General features: G+C 53.1%; 15 protein-coding genes and 1 pseudogene. 11 read left to right on the top strand and 5 right to left on the bottom strand.

Annotated features, from left to right (window positions below):
* Window positions 1-146: 146 nt before the first annotated feature.
* Complete coding sequence (locus H8K27_RS03160) at window positions 147-1,343, top strand: tyrosine-type recombinase/integrase (protein ID WP_186861734.1); 1,197 nt, start codon at window positions 147-149, stop codon at window positions 1,341-1,343.
* Between the two features lie 309 nt (window positions 1,344-1,652).
* On the opposite strand, the gene H8K27_RS03155 is transcribed toward H8K27_RS03160, so the two are convergent.
* Window positions 1,653-1,790, bottom strand: coding sequence for a hypothetical protein (locus tag H8K27_RS03155; RefSeq protein WP_186861733.1), 138 nt, complete (start codon window positions 1,788-1,790; stop codon window positions 1,653-1,655).
* Between the two features lie 507 nt (window positions 1,791-2,297).
* Here H8K27_RS03155 and H8K27_RS03150 point away from each other — a divergent pair.
* From H8K27_RS03150 to H8K27_RS16695, 8 genes are all read left to right on the top strand, one after another.
* Window positions 2,298-4,583: a PAS domain-containing sensor histidine kinase gene (locus H8K27_RS03150; protein ID WP_186861732.1), complete on the top strand. Its 2,286-nt coding sequence runs from the start codon at window positions 2,298-2,300 to the stop codon at window positions 4,581-4,583.
* Window positions 4,576-5,943 (top strand): sigma-54-dependent transcriptional regulator, encoded by a 1,368-nt coding sequence (locus tag H8K27_RS03145; protein WP_186861731.1) that lies wholly within the window; start codon window positions 4,576-4,578, stop codon window positions 5,941-5,943. The genes H8K27_RS03150 and H8K27_RS03145 overlap by 8 nt, the downstream gene beginning before the upstream one ends.
* Before the next feature lie 178 nt (window positions 5,944-6,121).
* Entirely contained in the window at window positions 6,122-7,240 is a 1,119-nt protein-coding gene (locus H8K27_RS03140) for a cytochrome-c peroxidase (protein ID WP_186861730.1), read from the top strand.
* Between the two features lie 10 nt (window positions 7,241-7,250).
* Window positions 7,251-8,390, top strand: a complete 1,140-nt coding sequence (locus tag H8K27_RS03135; protein WP_186861729.1) for a cytochrome-c peroxidase — start codon at window positions 7,251-7,253, stop codon at window positions 8,388-8,390.
* A gap of 12 nt (window positions 8,391-8,402) precedes the next feature.
* Window positions 8,403-8,981 (top strand): arsenate reductase (azurin) small subunit, encoded by a 579-nt coding sequence (locus H8K27_RS03130; RefSeq protein WP_222610570.1) that lies wholly within the window; start codon window positions 8,403-8,405, stop codon window positions 8,979-8,981.
* A 10-nt stretch (window positions 8,982-8,991) separates the two neighbouring features.
* A complete protein-coding gene (locus H8K27_RS03125) occupies window positions 8,992-11,670 on the top strand; it encodes an arsenate reductase (azurin) large subunit (protein WP_186861728.1) in 2,679 nt (892 codons plus the stop codon).
* Window positions 11,671-11,725: 55 nt separating this feature from the next.
* Window positions 11,726-12,046: a c-type cytochrome gene (locus tag H8K27_RS03120; protein WP_186861727.1), complete on the top strand. Its 321-nt coding sequence runs from the start codon at window positions 11,726-11,728 to the stop codon at window positions 12,044-12,046.
* Between the two features lie 324 nt (window positions 12,047-12,370).
* A complete protein-coding gene (locus H8K27_RS16695) occupies window positions 12,371-12,589 on the top strand; it encodes a YeeE/YedE thiosulfate transporter family protein (protein WP_186861726.1) in 219 nt (72 codons plus the stop codon).
* Between the two features lie 398 nt (window positions 12,590-12,987).
* On the opposite strand, the gene H8K27_RS03110 is transcribed toward H8K27_RS16695, so the two are convergent.
* Window positions 12,988-13,839 (bottom strand): ribbon-helix-helix domain-containing protein, encoded by an 852-nt coding sequence (locus H8K27_RS03110; RefSeq protein WP_186861725.1) that lies wholly within the window; start codon window positions 13,837-13,839, stop codon window positions 12,988-12,990.
* A gap of 605 nt (window positions 13,840-14,444) precedes the next feature.
* On the opposite strand from H8K27_RS03110, the gene H8K27_RS03105 reads away from it, so the two are divergent.
* Window positions 14,445-14,690 carry a helix-turn-helix transcriptional regulator gene (locus tag H8K27_RS03105; protein ID WP_186861724.1) on the top strand — a complete coding sequence of 82 codons (246 nt, stop codon included), beginning with the start codon at window positions 14,445-14,447 and terminating at the stop codon, window positions 14,688-14,690.
* A gap of 681 nt (window positions 14,691-15,371) precedes the next feature.
* Entirely contained in the window at window positions 15,372-16,388 is a 1,017-nt protein-coding gene (locus tag H8K27_RS03100) for a YagK/YfjJ domain-containing protein (protein WP_186861723.1), read from the top strand.
* Between the two features lie 426 nt (window positions 16,389-16,814).
* Here the strand turns inward: H8K27_RS03100 and H8K27_RS03095 are convergent.
* From H8K27_RS03095 to H8K27_RS03085, 3 genes and pseudogenes are all read right to left on the bottom strand, one after another.
* Window positions 16,815-18,763 (bottom strand): annotated as a pseudogene (locus H8K27_RS03095) (conjugal transfer protein TraG).
* Between the two features lie 215 nt (window positions 18,764-18,978).
* A complete protein-coding gene (locus H8K27_RS03090; protein WP_186861722.1) occupies window positions 18,979-19,677 on the bottom strand; it encodes an adenylate/guanylate cyclase domain-containing protein in 699 nt (232 codons plus the stop codon).
* A 22-nt stretch (window positions 19,678-19,699) separates the two neighbouring features.
* Window positions 19,700-20,242, bottom strand: coding sequence for a hypothetical protein (locus H8K27_RS03085; protein ID WP_186861721.1), 543 nt, complete (start codon window positions 20,240-20,242; stop codon window positions 19,700-19,702).
* Window positions 20,243-20,278: the final 36 nt, after the last annotated feature.

Below are 20,278 nucleotides of genomic sequence, written 5' to 3'. Positions count from 1 at the left end.
AAATTGATTTTCCAATTATAAATCAAATAGCTACAACAACTTCAATTCCAATACAATCTAACTAGAACCATCCATTTCTCACCACAAATGGCATACCAGATGGCATACTGAACGGTATACTGTTTTCACTTAGACTACTACCAATTATGGCCATTCTTACTGATGCTAAAGCACGTAATATCAAACCTGATTCAGGAGTCCTGCCTCACGGCGGCGTTGTTGGACTCTCTTTAATTCCTTCGAATTCAAAAGGATCAGGCAAGTGGGTTTTACGCTATGTCAGTCCCATTACTGGCAAACGCAGAAATGCTGGTCTCGGTAGCTATCCGGAAACCGGTATTGCTCAGGTCGGCAAAGCGGCGGCTTCTCTGCGCGAACAGCTTGCACAAGGTGTCGATCCTTTGGAGGAAAAAGCGAAGGAGTTACGTGGACCAACAATTCCGACGTTTCAGGAGGCTGCGGCCTTACTGCACAGGGAATTACTGCCTAGCTGGAAGAATGCGAAGCATGGTCAGCAATGGATTAATACGCTGACGCAGTATGCTTTGCCTGTTATCGGAAAATACCCACTGGATCAGATTCAACCGCGCCATATTGCGGATGTTTTACGCCCTATCTGGCTGGATAAGGCAGAAACGGCCAGTCGTTTAAAACAACGGATTCATGCGGTGATGGCCTGGGGTTGGGCGCATGAGTTCTGCCGTTCGAATCCAGTTGATGTGGTGGCCCGGTTATTGCCGCAACAACCAGGGAAATCAGTACGGACTCAACATCAGCCGGCAATGCCGTGGAAAGAGATGCCGGCTTTCGTTAAGACGGTATTGCATACGGAAGGACAATATGATGTCACGCGTCCTATGTTGGAGTTTCTGATTCTGACGGCAGCGCGATCTGGTGAAGTGCGTGGTATGACCTGGGCGGAAGTCGACTTGGAGAATGCGATCTGGACCATTCCGGCAGAGCGTATGAAAGCACAGTTACAGCATCGTGTTCCCTTGTCAGAACGTTCGGTGGCGATTCTAAGAAATCAGCGAGGACGACATAAGCAACTGGTGTTCCCTTCCCCGCGCGATCAAAAGGAACTCTCGGATATGACACTGACCAGTTTCTTACGCAGGGCTGAAGCAAAGAGTGATACGGCCGGCCGTTTTGCCACTGCTCACGGTTTCCGCTCCAGCTTCAGGGACTGGTGTAGTGAACAGGGTTATCCGCGCGATCTAGCAGAACGCTCACTGGCACATATGGTGCAAAATAAGGTGGAAGCGGCTTATCACCGCACTGATTTGCTTGAACAGAGGAGACCGTTGATGGAGGCATGGTCGCGATTTATTATAAATATGTGACTAAATGTTAGTTCGGCAAAATTGGGGGCACTGAATCTGGCAGTCCCATTGAATTTTGCTTTCGGGACGTAGAGGCCGGAGGTTCGAATCCTCTCAGCCCGACCAAAATTACTTTGTAAATCAAGGGAAAAAAGTCCAGCAAACGCTGGCCTTTTTGCATTCTGGTCGGCATCTGCTCCAAATCTGCTCCACTGAGCATTGCTTCGGGCCCATATGACGAATGGATAAAACCGTTCGCTGCACAGGTTTGGGCAGACCGACTGTCGTTTCCCGCCACCAAGTCGAGATGAACCGCGCAGCACGGCCGTATCACGGTAATGCCAGGCTCTTGGAGAACACGATATACGGCGAGGCACTGGCATGGTCGCGCGCCTTGGCAATCAAACGTTTGCCCTCATCCTTCGTCGGATATTCCAATAATTCGCGGTAAAACTCCAGATAGAACATCCGGTTGTATCTCGACTTGCTACATCAGCGTGGTCGCAGATGGATGACGAGGCGCGTGGTAATCGAAACTCGCATCGGCGTCCGGAGCGATGCAGGTGTCGGCGATCTCCTTAGTAATGTCCAAACTCACTTAGCGACTGATGACAAATAACTGTTTCATATCCTCCAGTTTACGGCCGGCGGCGTCTTGCTGGTATCAATGCACCACTACCTTGGGCGTAACATAAGTCGAGAAATAATGCCCTACTCCCGAGTTAACTACACTAATTTTCGCACTGAGCTGAGCATTCGCGACGGTGGCCGTGCCGGTGCGTATTTCTATTCCTTTTTTAACCGTGTCAGCGTCGTGTAGAGTCGGCGCAGGCGCGCCGCTTATTACACTTCCCTTGGGTTTTCACGGTGATCTTGCTTGTCGGCCGCTAGTCAACAGTTTGACGCAGTCTTAATGGTGCTCAATATCGATGCGGGAAAACCCATTACACTGACGTCTCCCTCATAAGACCAGCCATGAATTTCTCTCACTTCAGCGCTTTAGGCAGGCTCTCACGCCGGATTTACTCGGCGTTTCTGTTTGCCACTGTCGTACCCACCGCATTGGCCGGCGCGATTGGCGTCTACTTGTCCCTACAAACCTTAAAGAACGAAACCCTGCGGAACCTCGATCAAGAGGTGAGCGTCCGCTCGCAAGGAATAGGCCGCTTTTTTGACCAGTTATCTTCCGAGCTGCTGTATTTAGCCAATGAGCGCGGCTTGATCGATGTTATTGCTGCAAGACAAGCAAAAAACATTACCCTACTCCAGATTTCCACGTCACGGCTGGAGAGCGACTATGCGGCCCTGGCCCGTCTGTATCCGCACATTTACCAAATCCGGCTGATCGCCGCTGACGGCCAGGAATGGGTACGGATCGACCGCAAGTGGGATAATGTCTATGTTGTGCCACGTGCGGCGCTTCAATCCAAAGGCGATCGCTACTATTTCCGCGAAGCCATGGAGGTCAAGCTTGGTCAGATTTATGTATCTCCGCTCGATCTGAATGTGGAATTCGGCAAGATAGAGTGGCCGGAGCGCCCTGTTATTCGCGTCGCCACACCCGTGGCTGGGGCAAACGGCCAGAAGATCGGCGTCTTGATCATCAATTTGCATGCGGACATACTGATGGAACAGATACAGCAAATGGCCAATGCCCGTCAGGGAGTGGCTTATTTGCTCGACAATCAGGGCCATTATGTCAGTCGTTCGGCCGACAGCAAAACCGGCGAGTTCTCCATGGAAGAGGTCGGAAAGCTGAACACCATCTTTCCGGCGGCAATCACCAAAAACCTGATCGAAAGCGGTTCTTCACCCAAGCTCGGAGACGGTTGGATTATTGCGCACGCACCGATAAATTACGCTCGACAGGCGATAGCGGAGAATTCAAAAGGAAAGTGGCGCATCGCGCTAGTCTTCCCAGAGCGACAACTATTTTTGGCGGTTTTCAATTTATATTTGCTGTACGCTGTTCTGTTCGCCGCACTGGTAGTTACCGCCTTAGGCGGCTACGCACTTTCCAGACGACTACTGCGACCGCTTGAAGACTTATCCAAAGAAACGGACGCCATCATCAGAGGAGACTTCACGCGCAGGGTTTCCGTTTCCGGCAACGACGAAATCGCTGCGCTGGGTAACAAGTTCAACAGCATGGCCGGCCGTCTATATGAATCATCATTGGCCATCAATGCCAATCGCGATCGACTCGAGCAAGAAGTCCGCACGCGAACGCAAGAGCTTGAGCACGAAAGAGCCTCGCTCGCGGCGGTGATCGAACACACAGCAGACGGCATACTCGCGATCGACAATCAGAGCGATATCTGTTTGCTCAACCCTGCGGCTATCTGTTTGCTCGGCGGCCAGCCGGCCCGGCCCGGCGTCAGTCTCACGCTGTTCTGGCCGCAGTGGCCCGATATCGTTCGCGATGCCATGAACACTTCGCTCCGTTGCGATGTGCAACTGCCGCAACAAATCATATCCTTGGCCGTAACACCGACCTCTGCCGGCTTCATCGTCGTGGCACGCGACGTCAGTCGTGAACGTGCGATTCAGGAAGAACGCCGGGAATTGGATCGCCAGATGTTCCAGATGGAAAAACTTACCACCCTGGGTGAACTGGCCATGGGCATGGCCCACGAAATCGGTAACCCGCTGGCCGGCATGAAGGCCGTAGCGCAGGCCATGCAGTACGAGGAAGACATCCCTCCAGGCTTGATCGAAGCGCTTAAGCGCATGGAGGCTGAAGTTGACCGCCTTTCCGACTTCTTGCGCAGCTTCCATGGCTTTGCGACGCCCCATGCCATACACACCATCCCCTGCGACCTGGCCCATATTCTTGACGACGTGCTGTTCTGGACGCGCAAAGATGCGATGAACCGCGGCATCTCCTTCAAATTGGAGAGCTTCGATAGCTTGCCGGCGCTGGCGGCAGACCCGCAACAGCTTAAACAGGTTTTTCTCAACCTTCTAATGAATGCCGTGCATGCGATGCCGGAAGGAGGCGTCGTGACAGTCAAGGCATCGATAGCGGAAAACTCCGCCCGTATCCAGATCTGCGATACGGGTGTCGGTATCGAACCTCCGGTTCTGAACCGTATCTTCGAGCCATTTTTCACCACCCGCCGCGAAGGCACCGGTCTGGGCTTAGCCATCGTACGCAAGATCGTCGAGCAACATGGCGGCACCATCGATGCGCGCAGTACGCCTGGGTATGAAACCTGCTTCTCGATTACCTGGCCTCTTACTGGAAACCAATATGTCTGAAACTATACTCATCGTCGAAGACGATCACACCATCCGTGTGACCGTGGGCAACTTTTTATCGCGTCAAGGCTTTGATGTCGAACTCGCCGAAAATGGAGAACAAGCGTTGGCCTTGCTGAAAAAGCGAGGCTTCAGCCTGGTATTGCTTGACCTACGCTTGCCGGACATGAATGGCCTGGACGCTCTGGCCAAACTCAGAGAGTCGGACGACCCGCCCCTGGTCGTTATCATGACCGCTTTCCCCGAAGTGCGCACGGCAGTGGCGGCCCTGAAGGCCGGGGCTTACGATTACATCAACAAGCCGTTCGATCTGGAAGACTTGCTGGAACTGATAGGTCGTGCTCAAGAGACCCAGCGACTGCGGCGCGAGATTGCCTGGCTACGCGCCCAGTCCGCCAACTGCGTGATCGAAGGTTTGATAGGATCTAGCTCAACTTTCAAAAACATGCTGGAAACGACTGCCAGGATCGCTTCGGCGGGAAAGGTCCCGGTACTCATCCGTGGCGAATCGGGCACCGGCAAGGAAGGTGTGGCGCAAGCTATCCATCAGCGTTCAGCGCGGGCCGGAGGACCATGGGTAACGCTGAACTGCTCGGCATTGCCTGAAGGCTTGCTGGAATCGGAGATGTTCGGACACGAGCGCGGAGCGTTTACCGACGCCAGGCAGATGAAGCGAGGCCTGCTTGAGCTGGCCGACGGCGGCACGCTATTTCTCGACGAGATCGGCGATCTGGCACTCGCTCTGCAACCAAAACTGCTGCGGGTACTGGAAACCCAGACCTTCCGGCGCCTGGGTGGACAGAAGGAAATCAGTGTCGATGTGCGCTTTGTCTCGGCAACCCATCGCGATTTGCCTAACATGGTGCAAGCCGGCCAGTTCCGCGAAGATCTCTATTACCGTCTGAATGTCGGCGCCATCGACATCCCTCCCCTGCGCGAACGCCAGGAAGACATCATGGCGCTGGCTCAGCATTTCCTGGAAAAAACAGCACCTGTGATTGGCATCAACTCGCACGGTATCGATGTCGCGATAGAGCCACTCCTGAAAACCTACCGTTGGCCCGGCAATGTGCGGGAACTGCGCAATGTGATCGAACGCGCCGCAATTCTCTCCATGGGGCAAACGATCTCGGTTCAGCATTTACCGAAAGAGATGATTGGTCACGGCTCGCAACAGCTCGTGGAAAATGGCGAATCCGACACCGGCATTCGGCCACTGGCAGAGTTCGAAGTCAACTACATCAGCCATGTCCTGAGCCTCTGTCACGGCAACAAGACGCAGGCAGCAGAGTTACTCGGCATTACCCGCCTGACGCTGCGCAATAAATTGCGAGAACACGGAGAGACCCCCGACACCTGATTGCGATTGGGAAATAGCCGGTCAATAATTAGCCACGCGGATAGTTTTTGACCGGAAAAACATTGATTTCCTGCGGGAATTACCAGTGAATCAGTAACATCCTGCTCTGGCACAAAGATTGCCTATTCCTTTCCATAGTGGGGCTGTTCCTACAGATCGCCATTACACAGGGAGGAATATGAAAACTCAGCATCGCAAGCACTTTACGCGCACAGGGGACGCTGTCTGGCTGACCGTCGCTGTAACGCTGGCGGCCGGTATACAAGCCGCCTACGCCCAGAATAGCGTAGCAGATCTTGCGCCCATGCCTGCCGTCAAACCAGGCAATGCGGACATGATTGAATTGGGCAAGCGCTTCTTTTTCGACAATCGCCTTTCTGGCGACTGGGGCGTTTCCTGCGCATCCTGCCACAACCCCAAGAAAGGCTGGGGCGATGGACAGGCGCTGTCCGCCGGCTATCCATCGATGGAGTATTTCCGTAATGCACCGACACTGCTGAACAGTAAGCACCGCGCTCGTTTCATGTGGGATGGTCGCCTCGACGGTTCCGACGCTGGCACCGTGGTGCGCGACATGATAACCGAGACCCATACCATGAACATGGATGCCCGCCTGATGCAGGAACGTCTGAAACAGGTACCTGAATATGACACTCTGTGGAAGAAGTGGCGCAACGATGACATCAACGGCATGCGCGTCTTCAATGTGATCGGCGAATTCATACGCAGTCTGGAAACCACCAACGCACCGTTCGACAAGTTCGTCAAGGGCGACAACAGCGCCATCAGTGTCGAATCAAGGGAGGGTTACAAGCTGTTCAAGGGCAAGGCCAACTGCATTTCTTGCCATAACGGCGCCATCGGCTCCGATGGCAAGCTGCATCGCACTGGCGTCCCGGAACACCCTGACGTTCTCAAAAATCCGCTGCGCACCATCACTATGCTTCGCCACTATGCCAGCAACGGCATGCCGAATTACATGAGCGCACGCAGCGACGTCGGAGCCTACGTAATAAGCAAGGACGCCAAAGATATCGGCAAGTTCCAGACCGCTCAACTGCGCGACCTGAAATACACCGCCCCCTATATGCATAACGGCATATTCAACACCCTCGATGAAGTAATCGCATTCTACAACCAGGGCGGCGGCAAAGGCTCGGAGCTCAAGCCACTGAACCTCTCGGCCGATGAGCAGAAAGCCCTAGCGGCTTTCCTGCTGACGCTGTCCGGCGATCAGGTCAGCGTCGAGGATCCTGGACAGCCCGACATGCAAGTCCGCACTTTCGGCAAGAACTGAGGGAGATACCATGAAAAACCATAACTTACTCAAGCTCTCTCCCCTGGTAGCGGCCTTTGCGGTTGCAATTGCGGCGAACGCAGCGAGCCGTGACACCTATCCGCCGCTGGTGCCGCTTCCGCCGCCCCCTGTCCCCAAGGACAACCCACAGACCAAAGAAAAAATCGCTCTCGGAAAACAGTTATTCTGGGACGGCCGCCTCTCGGGCGACGGTTCCATGCCCTGCGTTTCCTGCCACGTGCCGGGGCTGGGCTGGGGCGATGGCGGGCAAATTTCGCGCGGCTACCCAGGCAGTAAGCACTGGCGCAATTCGCAAACGGTGCTCAATGCCGCCTACTACAATAAACTGTTTTGGGAAGGCAGCGTGACCAGCCTGGAAAGCCAGGCGCCATCTGCAGCAGAAGGAGGGGTCGCAGGAAATGGCGACCCCTCGGTAATGGAGATGCGCCTGCGCTTTATTCCCGAGTACGTGGCAATCTTCAAAAAAGTATTCGGCGGCGAGTGGCCGCGCATGAATGACGCCTACCGTGCTATCGCCTCCTATGAACGCACCGTGGTATCGGATACCAGCAAGGTTCCTTTCGATCGCTATCTGAAAGGTGATAAAACGGCTTTGAATGAATCGCAAAAACGCGGCATGGCGCTGTTTAACGGCAAGGCAGCCTGCATTCAGTGTCACAACGGCCCGCTGGCCTCGGATCAGAAATTCTATGCCCTCGGTCTGCCGGATTTCCCCGGTTTCAAGGACGATCCGCTATCTCAAGTTACGCATCGCTGGGAGCATTATCAGAAAGGCGTCAGTGAAGATAAGTATCGTCGTGCCGACATGGACTACGGGCTCTATTACATGACCAAGAATCAGAAAGATATAGGTAAATTCCGCACGCCATCGCTACGTGAAGTGAAATACACCGCACCATATATGCATAACGGCGTCTTCACCACGCTGCAGGAAGTCGTCGATTTTTATGACCGAGGCGGCGACCAGGGCACAAACAAGACTTCGCTCATCAAGCCATTGAAGCTGACGGCGCTGGAAAAGAAGGATTTAATCGCCTTCCTCGAAGCCCTGTCCATGAGCGAACCGCTGATTCACGACGATCCCAGGCTGCCCGGCGACTATCAGCCATTGCCGGCACCGCATAAATAAGGAGTACCGACCATGAATCAGAAAACCATTCCAGTCCGTTTGACGCCGGAACACTCGCATCAGCACGAAGGGGAACGGCTATGCATGAGCCGACGCCAGTTTTTGCTCAGCGGCGGGGTAACTATCGCGCTGATCGGTCTCGGCAGCTTGCCCGGCATGGTCCAGGCCGCCCAGTTGCTGAAAGCTAGTTATCCGCGCCAGAAAATCGGTAGTTTGCCGGCATTGAAAACCGGCGTTCCGCTCGACTTCAACTATCCCTATCCAGATGTGCGCAACATCCTCGTCAAGCTCGGCGTCGAAGCTGGCGGCGGTGTCGGAGTGCAGAAGGACATCGTGGCCTTCAATCAGCAATGCACTCACATGGGCGGCCCACTGGACGGTACCTATAAGCAAGAACATCAGGTACTTGGCCCCTGCCCGCTGCACCTGACCGTCTTCGACCTGACCCATCACGGCATGGTCACCTCCGGGCATGCGACCGAGAGCCTGCCGCAGATCGTACTCGAAATACAGGACGACGATATCTACGCGGTCGGCGTCATGGGGTTGGTGTATGGCTACAGCGCCATGACTAGCCAGCGCACAGTCTAAGGAGAACAACATGAGCAAACATGATAGCAATGTCCCCAGAGATTTTATTCCGCTGCCGCCTAAGGACGCCGATGTCCTGACCACGGCTTGCGATTACTGTACGGTGGCCTGCGGTTACAAAGTCTATCGCTGGCCGGTGGACAAGGCGGGCGGCGCCAAGGCGACGCAGAATGCACTCAAAGCGGATTTTCCGCATCAGCAGATAATGAGTTCCTGGGTTAGCCCGGCCCAGCACAATGTGGTCAGTTTCAAAGGTAAACCGCACCATGTCATCGTGGTGCCCGACAAAGATGCGACTGTGGTCAATGTCGGTGGCAATCACTCTATCCGTGGCGGCACGCTGGCCGAAAAATGCTTCAATCCGGACAACCGCACCCGAGAACGTTTGCTACATCCTATGATACGAGTCAACGACACCCTGGTTCCGGTGAGCTGGGATCTGGCTACCGAGGTCATGGCCGATATCTCGAAGTACATCATAGCCACGTACGGCGAACATGCCTGGGCCATCAAATCGCACTCTTACCAGTATTTCGAGAACGTTTACGCGATCACCAAACTGGCGATGACCACCATAGGCACGCCGGCCTTCGCATGGCACGACAAGTGTTCGAACACCAACGACGCGACCGGCCTCGACGATGCGGGCATCGACTCCTTCGCTTCCAGTTATCAGGACTGGGCCGACTGCGAAGTCGCCTTCCTTTCCGGCGTCGACCCTTACGAAACCAAGACCACGCTGTTTACCTCGCACATGATGCCGGGCGATAAGAAATTCATCTTCGTCACCCCGCATAAGACCATGGGTGTCGCGTGGTCGGTCAAAGAAGGGCGTGGCCTGTGGCTGCCGATCATTCCAGGCACCGACACCGTGCTGCACATGGCGTTGGCGCGCATCATCATCGAGAATAAGTGGCAGGATCAGGACTTCATCGACAAGTGGATCGCCAATTCATGGGAAGTCGATGAAGGCTACGGGCGCGGCACCCGCAACACCGGTTGGCAGTGGCGCACCACCTGGGGTATGTGGCAGTCCGATTGGGGCGATTACCAGAAATTTATCCTGTCGCAAGAGGAATCCAACCTCGAGGTAGCTGCCCAGATCACCGGTCTAAATCAAGACGACATCAAAAAGGCAGCCGAGTGGATCGCCAAACCTAAGTCCGACGGGTCGCATCCGAAAGCTTCGTTCATGTGTGAAAAGGGAAATTACTGGTCCAACAACTACATGAATACCACCTCCTTCGCGTCGCTAGGCTTGATCTGCGGCGCCGGCAATCGGCCGGGGCGCATGATCTCGCGCGGCGGCGGCCACCAACGCGGCGGTCTCTCGGCCGGCGGCGGCTCCGGTTGGCTTTCCCCGGAAAAGTATCCGGGGCGGCGCAAGAAGAGCTTTAACCTTGACCTCTGGCTGCACGAAGGCAACATGCGCTTTGCCTGGGTCATAGGAACGACCTGGGTAGCCGCGATGATGGGCTCCAACGAACTGGCGCGCAAGATGCGTGAACTGACGGTGGATAATCCTTACCAGATCACCAGCCTGGAACGCGAGGCAATTTTCACGACTTTGAAAGCGCGGGTAGATTCCGGCGGCATGGTCATAGCCAACTCCGACCTGTACCCGGTGGCGCCCATCGGCACCGATTTCGCCGACATCGTGTTCCCGGTTTCCTCTTGGGGCGAAGACAATTTCACGCGATGCAACTCAGAACGGCGGCTGCGCCTGTACAGCAAGTTCTACGATGCGCCGGGCGAAGCCAAGCCGGACTGGTGGATAGTCCAGAAGTTCGCCCAAAAAATGGGCTACGACAAGGATGGCAGTTACGCCTGGAAGGATTCCAACGATGTTTTTGAAGAAGCGGCGCGCGCTTCGCGTGGCGGCGTCCTGAATTACCATCCGCTGGCGATGCAAGCCAAGGAACAAGGGATTAAGGCGCAGGAACTACTGCGCACCTACGGCACCACCGGCATCCAGACGCCGATACGCGTGCGCGACGGCAAGCTGGTCGGCACCCTGCGCCTGCACGACCCCAACAACGACTGGGGGGAACTGGAAGGCGCCACCGTGCCGCTCAAGATCATGAGCGCCTTCAATACCCAGAGCGGCAAAGCGATTTTGCTGAAGTCGCCGTGGAAATATTCCGGCTGGATACAATTCTACGAAGCGATCAAGCCGCGCGCAGAAAAAAACGAGCTGTGGATTACCAATGGTCGCGTCAATGAAACCTGGCAATCCGGTTTCGACGACTTGCGCAAGCCCTATCTCTCACAACGCTGGCCAGAAGCCTTCCTGTTTATCCATCCAGACGACGCCAGGAAACGCGACATCGAGTCCGGCGATTACGTGGAAATCGTCAATGACACGGTGTATATCCAGACCGGTCAGCCGCAAGGGGTCGAGGACGCCGACCTGACTTTCAAGCAATTGATGAAGGACGGTCACATCAAGACCACAGTAGGTAGGTTCCAGACGGTTGCCATCGTTTCCGATGAAATGCGTCCGGGAGTTTGCAAGGCCAACTTTAATTTTCCCAAGTCGCCGGCAAACGCTGTCGTTTCGGCAGTACCGGACCCGATGACCAATAATTACCGCTACAAGCTCGGCCGCGGGACGGTGACCAAGGTCGGCGAGTCGCCTTATAAGCACAGCTTTACGCAAATGAGTCTGAAGCAGCGCAATATCGTATAAACACATCGTGGCGGTACTCTCCGCGTGCCGCCTTCATTCCACTTTGGAGAATTTTATGAAAAAAATGTTTACCCTGGTCGTAATAGCCGTAAGCTTTTCCATTCCGGCGCTTGCCGCCGACGAGGCGACGGCCATGGATCTCGCCAAGAAAAACAACTGTCTCACCTGCCACTCCATCGACAAAAAATTGGTTGGCCCAGCCTGGAAAGATATAGGAAAAAAATATGCCGGAGACCCTGCAGCGGCTGAGCAACTCGCACTAAAGGTAAAAAAAGGGACGAAAAGCACCTGGGGGCCGATTCCCATGCCGCCGAATGTTACCGTGAAAGATGCCGACATTAAATCCATGGTGGAATTTATCCTGACGCTGAAATAACAGGATCACGAATTCCATCCTTACCGAATACGGTCCCGAGCAATCTGCACCGGTTTTTGTGAAAATATGCTGCGATGCCAATCGACACCTGGGTCGCCGCATAAACCACAATCGCTCATCCAAAGCCAATCAGAAAATATCAAACTGTAAGAATCCGGCACTCCGTAACGACCAAGACCATATCAAGCACTACAGCAGGTAGCTGCCTATGAATGCGATACTGCGCTTTTCTCTCGACACACTTTCCCGGATAGGCTCGTCCATACTGGCCCGGAACATAGTGTCATGTCTGGTGCTAGGCTTTAGCCTCTGGACATCATACTGATGTTGACAGGTACAGCCCTGAGCGGCCTCGACTATCTCCCCTCACTAGGCAGTTTTCCCTGCACGAGAAAGGCAAGCCGCCTACAAGTCAGGGAGCGGTATAAGAAAACCGCACGCTGCGCCTACAGTTGCAACGTCGGCGCGTTTTTCTCAGGCGTGGCTTCGACCAGCCTGCACGGCTGGCTGTGGATCGCTGCCGCTTTGCCGGGAAACTGCTGAGGATCAGATTGCGGCCGTGGCTTCGACTAGCGAACTAGGAGCTCGTTTTCCACTATTACTATCAAGACAGATGCGGATTGCAAACAATAAGCCCGAACGGATCTTCTCGTTCCGGCATAGAGGGAGTGTAGCGATGAACCCAACATTCAGCTGACTGGGTAATGGGAGCACAGCTTCTTGGCCTCTATGGCACTTGGCAGTCGGAACAATGTGTGTCACCTAGTTGCGGAGCGTCTGGTTGACCTCAGCCATCTACGTGGGGAGTTAGGAACGAGGTCGCGTGATTTCCAATAACCCGCTAGGTAAGCCGATAATGTCCACGCCTTTGACAGACTCTTCTCGGCTGCCTTTCTCTAAGTACTTGCCGCATGGCACCCAGTAAGTCAAAGAACGAGAATTTATCCGTTTATTTTTTTGGACGAAAGCAGACCTTGCTCAACCTCCATTTTAATCAAACTCTCGATGAGCTGTGACTTGCTCAACGCATACTTCTCAGCCAAATGATCTAACGTACGTATTCCTTGCACTGATAGCAATAAATTACATTGTTTCTTACCATCATGTTTCTCCCGGTATCTTCGCTGCGTATATCGTTGCTTAATGGCTATCACATCGAGTTTCTTTTTGGAATCACTGTATCCCGACTCATCGTAAAACATGAGTAAGTTTTCAAGATTGGGGGTTTCTGACTGACTTCTATAAAACCCTCTCTCTTTTTCTTTTAGCCATTCCCACGCCACTTCACACCGGATCACTGCATCCTTGTCATTGAACCATTCAAAAATATCATCTGCTTCACAATGTTTTTTCCAGTCTCGCTCAATGCGATGGACTTCTTTCAATTTGGTTTCTAAGGAAATATCCCAAATATCGATCGCCGCAATGATTAAATCACGACCTTGTAATTGGGCTGGAGATTTCTCAAATTGACATTGATAATTCCGCCGTAAATATGTTGCTATCCAGGCTAGCTGCCTTTTATTAGCGGATATCCACTCCAGAACCTCGACCGGAAGCAAAGATGCTCCCTGAGCTGTTGCGGCTCGACTATTCAGCCTAGGATTTTGTTCAAGCACATCTTTCAATTCCGATTTCATGCAAGGACTCAAACATTCTCCGATTTGCCGCTCGTCATCGAGCTGCCCCCTCCGGCCATCCAACCAAAGCCACAACCAGATATCCCTTCGTCTTTCCTCAGGGTCTTTGTACTTGGAGTCAATGATTTTTCTGTCAATGGTAACGGCCATCATTCGATCCTAGATTAATTAAAAAACAATTAAATTTATCGCATTCATCCAATAAAGCAATTTCTTATCAATCAATTTAAGATAATTTATAGAGTTATTCAAGATTAGTTATAGATTTATTCTAGAGTATTTTTAGAATAATTATAGATAGTAGTTCAGAGTGAATTACTGTGGTGTTTGGCTCTGGCGATGAGGATCGTCCGGATAATAGCGCAAGGTATGTGATCAGCGCGTAATGCCACCAGCCATTCCTTAAGCAAGATCTTCATGCAGGACGTGTGCACATGCTCGGCGAGCCAAGGGGTAAATTGCCAAACACATTCACTAAACAACTCATGTCATTGCTGTATCGGGGAGTTTAGCGCAAGTCTATTTGACCGGGGAGAAATCGCAGGCGGCGGATATCGTTACGCCTGCAATTCGTTGTTGGAATTGTCTTGGTGCTGCTGTTCAGGCAATTCCGGGTCGGTTCTTAGGTGTGGATCTTTGCAGTCTGGTCTTTCAGGATTGATAACCAACCACTTCCAGTAAAAAATTATTGGTTCAGTTCATGGTGTGCAGATGACTGTTGTCCGCTGCATTTCTCACCCCTACAAGGAAATGACACCATGCAAAATTTACCCCACCCTCAATTACTTCGTCGTCAACAAGTTGAGCTGATGACCGGCCTGAAACGCAGCAGCATTTACGGCAGAATGAATCCGCAATGCAAGCAATACGACCCGAGCTTTCCGAAGCCGGTCTCGTTGTCTGCCGCCGGTAAAGGCAGCGTTGCCTGGATTGCGTCTGAAATCGATGCCTGGATTGCCGGACGGATTGCAGCAAGCCGATTGTCTTCTCACGGCTCGAATTAGGAATCTCCGGACATCTTTTGCTGTTTTTTTTCGGAAATAACTTTGTATAACGCGTTTCACAAGATAACCCGTACTAGCTCCCACAAATTGACTCGCTAAGCCAATCTAGCGATGATTTCTTACGGGTAAGAATTTCGGTTATTTATGTTATTTAAATAGGATTAAAATAAGTTAATTTAAATGGAATTAATTAAAGTGAAGCCAATTAAATTGAAGGGAATAAAGTGAAGGCAATACACATCGTGTTTAGCTGTCAATTAGCAGACGACTCTGCAATATGCAGTATCCGATAAGACATAAACACATGAGAGCATCCATCCGATAGAAATGAAATAACAATGAAGGAGTCCTGACTATCCATGATCTGACATAAACCAATCAAACAGCTAAGTCCCTCCTCTCACTCGCTTCATCATCTCTTTCTCGTTTTACCCAAGTCGAATAAACGCTCTCGCAGCAAAGCACAGCAATTCGCCATTGACGACTGCAGCATAGCAGGCAGTGAAGCACGCATGCCTTCTTTGTCTGACGCTCTCACAACAAGCCATCCAGCTCGGTACTGACGACCGGGCATTTCACAACCCTGTACATCTCACTTATCCATGACTTGTTGTCGAGGATGAGGATATTGCCTGCGCGCCTGTTATGGGCAGCAGGTTATTTTTTGAAAGAAACAACACTATGCAATCCCGTAAACCATTCCAACTTGATTCTTTACAGCAACAAGGTAACGGATCATTTGACGATCAAGAACCAGTGACGAATGTCAGTAATGGCTACCAAGGACTCAGTCTTGATTCTGAGTGTCTTGACGATTTGCAGGCATGGGTACAAGCACTTGCTAAAAAAGAATCGATGACTGATTCCGATATGGCTATGGTTCGAGTCGATATCGATCGGTATCTGGATGTGATCGCTAAATTACCCAATGAATACGTCTATAGCCCTTGTATTGAGGCATTCATCGTATGCAGTCAGGAAGTCCGTCTGTTACCAGCTTGTTTTTTGAGCACCATTCAGCAATGTAATGAACTCCTTGTTCGACTCAGGCAGTATTGTCAAACGGAACACTTTAGAGAAGCCGTACGTATCGCTCAACGGGAGGCAGACAAGCGTTACCGGGATTACGCCCGGTATATCGATGCGCTATTTGACAGAAATGACCGGATTATTGTGTTAAGGCTGGATCTCAGTTATCAGAAGATCTATACACGACAAATTACCTTATCAAAGGCCATGTCGGATATGGAGCGCTTCTTGAATAATCGGCGGAACAACCAGTTATTCAAGAGCAACATCGGTTATATCCTCAAAACAGAATACGGCATAGAACGGGGAATTCATTTTCATGTTCTGCTGTTTTTTAATGGCTCTCTGCGGCGAGGGACGTCGCATGTGCATCATGCTCAACAGATCGGGGAATACTGGTGCAATGAAGTGACGATGGGACAAGGAAGTTATTGGAATTGCAACCAGAATATCGAGGAGTTCAAAATCAGGGGGATATGTGGGATCGGGGTGATCCACTGGAGTGAGACAGACTTGCGTCGTCATCTGCAGGATTATGTTTTGGCGTATTTGTGCAAGCTTGGGCAGTCTTTTAAACCGCGGCAGTCTTCAAAAACCAGAATGATACGGCGCGGGGGATTTCCATTTGAACAACAAATTCGGCTTGGGCGTCCGAGAAATATAAAATAAAACCGGCGCTGTAGTGTGTGTTCGGTGCTTGGATGTATATCACAACGGTCTTGTTGTTATTTTCTAATTTTGAATTATGACATTTATTTTTATCTAAATTGGACAGAGAAAATAAGGCAAATGAGAATAATATAGATTAAGTTTTTTAGCATTTTCAATACAGCCCAAGTAAATAAGAAATTCGCATATCCAAATAAAAAATGTCCGCTGTCAAGCTTATTGTGCAGCCGGACAGCAACGCTAAAGGCTATATGGGGCAATGAGTTAGGCTAGATTCCAGCCGCCGTGCGTACTTGGCGCCCTACGGACCAAACGCCACATAGGTGCATCGCGACAGCAAGCCTGAGAGCACTGCAGCGGGCGGGTCAGCTCATGACCAACTCACTTCATGTTCTGGCGGAATGAACAGGTTGAGGCGGTATTGGCTCATAGCTGGATTCCGTCGTCAGGATCGAGGGATGCCAGCCGGGCCGTGCGCTGCATGGCCGGGTCGAGCTGGCGGGGAAGCGGCAGCGGCAAGTCGTTGCTCGATGACTCCTGTTCAGGGTGGTACTCGGCGACTTCGGACAGCTCTGGCTGACGGCGCGGTCCACCGTCATCGGCGGCGCTGGCTTCGCTGTCGGCCAGGGCCGCGGCGGCGGGTGCGGTTGGTACGGAGGGGATTACCAGACCACTCCAGTCGTCGGGCCGCAACGGCGGTGCATCGGCGTAGCGACTGGCTGCGAGCACGGGCGGCGGCAGTACGCGCTGCTTGAAGTTCACGTCGGCGTAGTAGCGCAGCTTCTTCGCCTTGATCGGTGCCACGCTGGACACCATCACCACGGCCTCATCGGGTGGAAGCTGCATCACCTCGCCAGGGGTGAGCAGTGACCGTGCTGTTTCCTTCCGCGACACCATCAGGTGCCCCAGCCACGGCGCGAGCCGGTGGTCGGCGTAGTTGCGCTACGCGCGTAGCTCGGTCGCGGTACCCAAGGTTTCGGAGATGCGCTTGGCGGTGCGTTCGTCGTTGGTGGCGAACGTCACCCGGACATGGCAGTTGTCGAGGATGGAATGGTTCTGGCCGCAGGCTTTGTCGATCTGGTTGAGCGACTGGGCGATCAGGAAGCTGCGAATGCCGTAACCGGCAATGAATGCCAGCGCCGGAAACTCATCGAGTATCAGCAGCAGCTTGTGGCGGCGCACGATGCCATCACTACCGTGGAGCGATTCGGTGAGCCGACGGCCAATCTGGTTGAGGATCAGGCGCACCAGTGGCTTGGTGCGCCTGATGTCGGACGGCGGCACAACCAGGTACAGCGACACCGGATGCGCTGATGAAATCAGGTCGGCGATGCGCCAATCGCAGCGCGAGGTGACTTCGGCCACCGTGGGGTCGCGGTACAGGCCGAGAAAAGACATGGCCGTGGACAGCACGCCCAAACGCTCGTTGTCGCTCTTGTTGAGCACTTCGCGCGCGGCCGAGGCGACAACGGGATGTGGGGCATCGCCGAGGTGCCACGTTGTCATCATCCGATGCAACGTCAGCTCGAACGGACATGCCGGGTCGGACAGGAAGTTGGCGACGCCGCGCAGCGTCTTGTCTTCACCCGCATAGAGCACATGCAGGATGGCGCCGACCAGCAGCGCGTGCGAAGTCTTTTCCCAATGGTTGCGGCGCTCCAGTGCGCCTTCGGGATCGACCAGAATGTCGGCGATGTTCTACACGTCTCGTACTTCATGCGCACCGCGCCGGACCTCCAGTAGCGGGTTGTAGGCCGCTGACTTCGCATCTGTGGGATTGAACAGCAGGCAGTGCGAAAAGCGTGCGCGCCAGCTGGCGGTGATCTGCCAGTTCTCGCCTTTGATGTCGTGAACGACGGCAGACGCGGGCCAGGAAAGAAGTGTCGGCACCACGAGGCCGACGCCCTTGCCGGATCATGTCGGGGCAAAGGTCAGAACGTGTTCCGGTCCTTCGTGTCGCAGGCACTGCCCGTCATGCAACCCGAGAAAAACACCGGCAGGCTGGTTCAGGCCAGCTTTGCGGATGTCGGTGGCATCGGCCCAGCGCGCTGAGCCGTAGGTCGTGACCAGCTTCGATTGACGCGAACGCCACACCGACATGCCGATGGCAACTAGGACGGCGACCAAACCGCTGCCGCCTGCGATCGCACCGCCGATGTCGAAGACATGTGGCGCGTAGGCATCGAAGAAGAACCACCAATCGAACAGCCGCCAGGGGTAATAGACCGGTGTGCCAAGAAATCGAACCAGGGCGAGCCAAGGCGTAGCTGGTAGCTCAGGGCGGCGGCTGTCCATTGTGTGGCTCCCCACACACCGGCAATCACGATGCTGAAAACAGCAACGATCTGCCCGAACAGCACACCTTGACCTTGTATTCAGACCTCCAACTTCTCCCATGCAGCAAGTGGTACGAAAACGTGCCGTAACCGTCAGGATCGGAGGTGGAACAAGGTCGGTCAAAGACCGTTATTGGGACAAAAAGAGGGTCGGCCGGGATTCCTTAAAATTCCGCAGAAACTGGCTTAACTATATGATTTAATTTGGGAATTTCTATTTTTTTGCCGCAGCAACTTCATTCCCAGCTACCCTGCTACAAGACTATCTGGCCCCATGTGGTCCGATAGACGATACTGTTATCGAATGTGTTCCATGTTGCTGGTTCCCAGATAGCAGCCCCTACCTCAGAATATTTAAAAAAATCTGGGACTTGGTCAAATACGGCTTTTGTAACGTAAGTCTGATAGGTGTCCGGAAGTGCTGCTAACTTTGCAGCGTGATTTGCAGCTCGCCCAACCCAGACCAGATCGTTGGCCCCGCGCACGCCGGTGCGCGCCACGAATAAGTCGCTGGTATCGACCCCGATCACGTGTTTCAACGTGTAATTGGTAGTGTTGTATTGCACCGCCATCGTTGGGGCAATCACATTTTTGACCACAAAGTTGATTTGCATCGCAGCTCGTATGGCCGCAACATTCTTCCCATGCCCCAGAAAAACAGCCATGACGCGATCGCCGTCATACGCTGTGATTTCACCACCCTCATTGACGATGATTTTTGCCGCACAGTGCAGAAAAGTCTTATATACCTCGGCCGCAAATGCGGGTATATGTCTGTCTACAAGCAACGTAGAATCGGCCAAGTCGGCATAGAGAACGGTTGCATTGAGCTTGACGGCGTCGTTGCCGAGGCCAACATCTGCATTGGCCGGTACCACTTGGCCATCGCGCATAGTCCAGACCTCGCGAAAGATTTTGGCGACTTGTGCGTGTAAATCGTCTCGTAACGCCAAGGGAACTCCTTAAAAGTTCGGATCAGAAATCAGCAAATTTAGCCAGCAGCGCCAGTGCGGTCAGCGCTAAACCGCCGACCAAAAGCCACCCTGCACGCTCCACCCAGTTAGATTTAATTTTCAACCCGTGGCTGATAGTGTAGTGCTGCTCCAGCACCTCGTGGCACAGTTTTGTGGGGCTAAGTGCCAGGACGTCCTCAATAAATTTGTTTTCGTGGCCCTTAGGATAATATTCTGCCACGTAACCGTAAAACGAAATCGGTTTGAAATCGTTGATGTAGCGGGACTCAGCACCAAAAATCTGGGCAAGCGACCCGCGCGGGATAACCGTTAATAAGGAAAAGAGCAAGGATAAGATGGCCAGTGACGAAGCAGTCAAGGCGAACCCTTTCGACCACGGACCACACTCTAGCAAGCGTGCGCCAGTCCAGATAAACGCCAGCAAAGCCGCATTCAACGCCGACAGGAATCCAGCCTTTGTATCCATAACGGAGACCCATTTGCGCGAAGTTTCGGCGATGGCGACGTACATTTTTAAACGGTCTTCGTCTTTCCATTCGTCCACTTTTTCCCCTTTTCTTGATTCGCGGTGCAGACTGCC

It is taken from the genome of Cognatundibacterium griseum, assembly GCF_014284195.1.
GTDB lineage: Bacteria > Pseudomonadota > Gammaproteobacteria > Burkholderiales > Burkholderiaceae_D > Undibacterium > Undibacterium griseum.
This window is presented reverse-complemented; position numbering and strand designations above follow the sequence as displayed.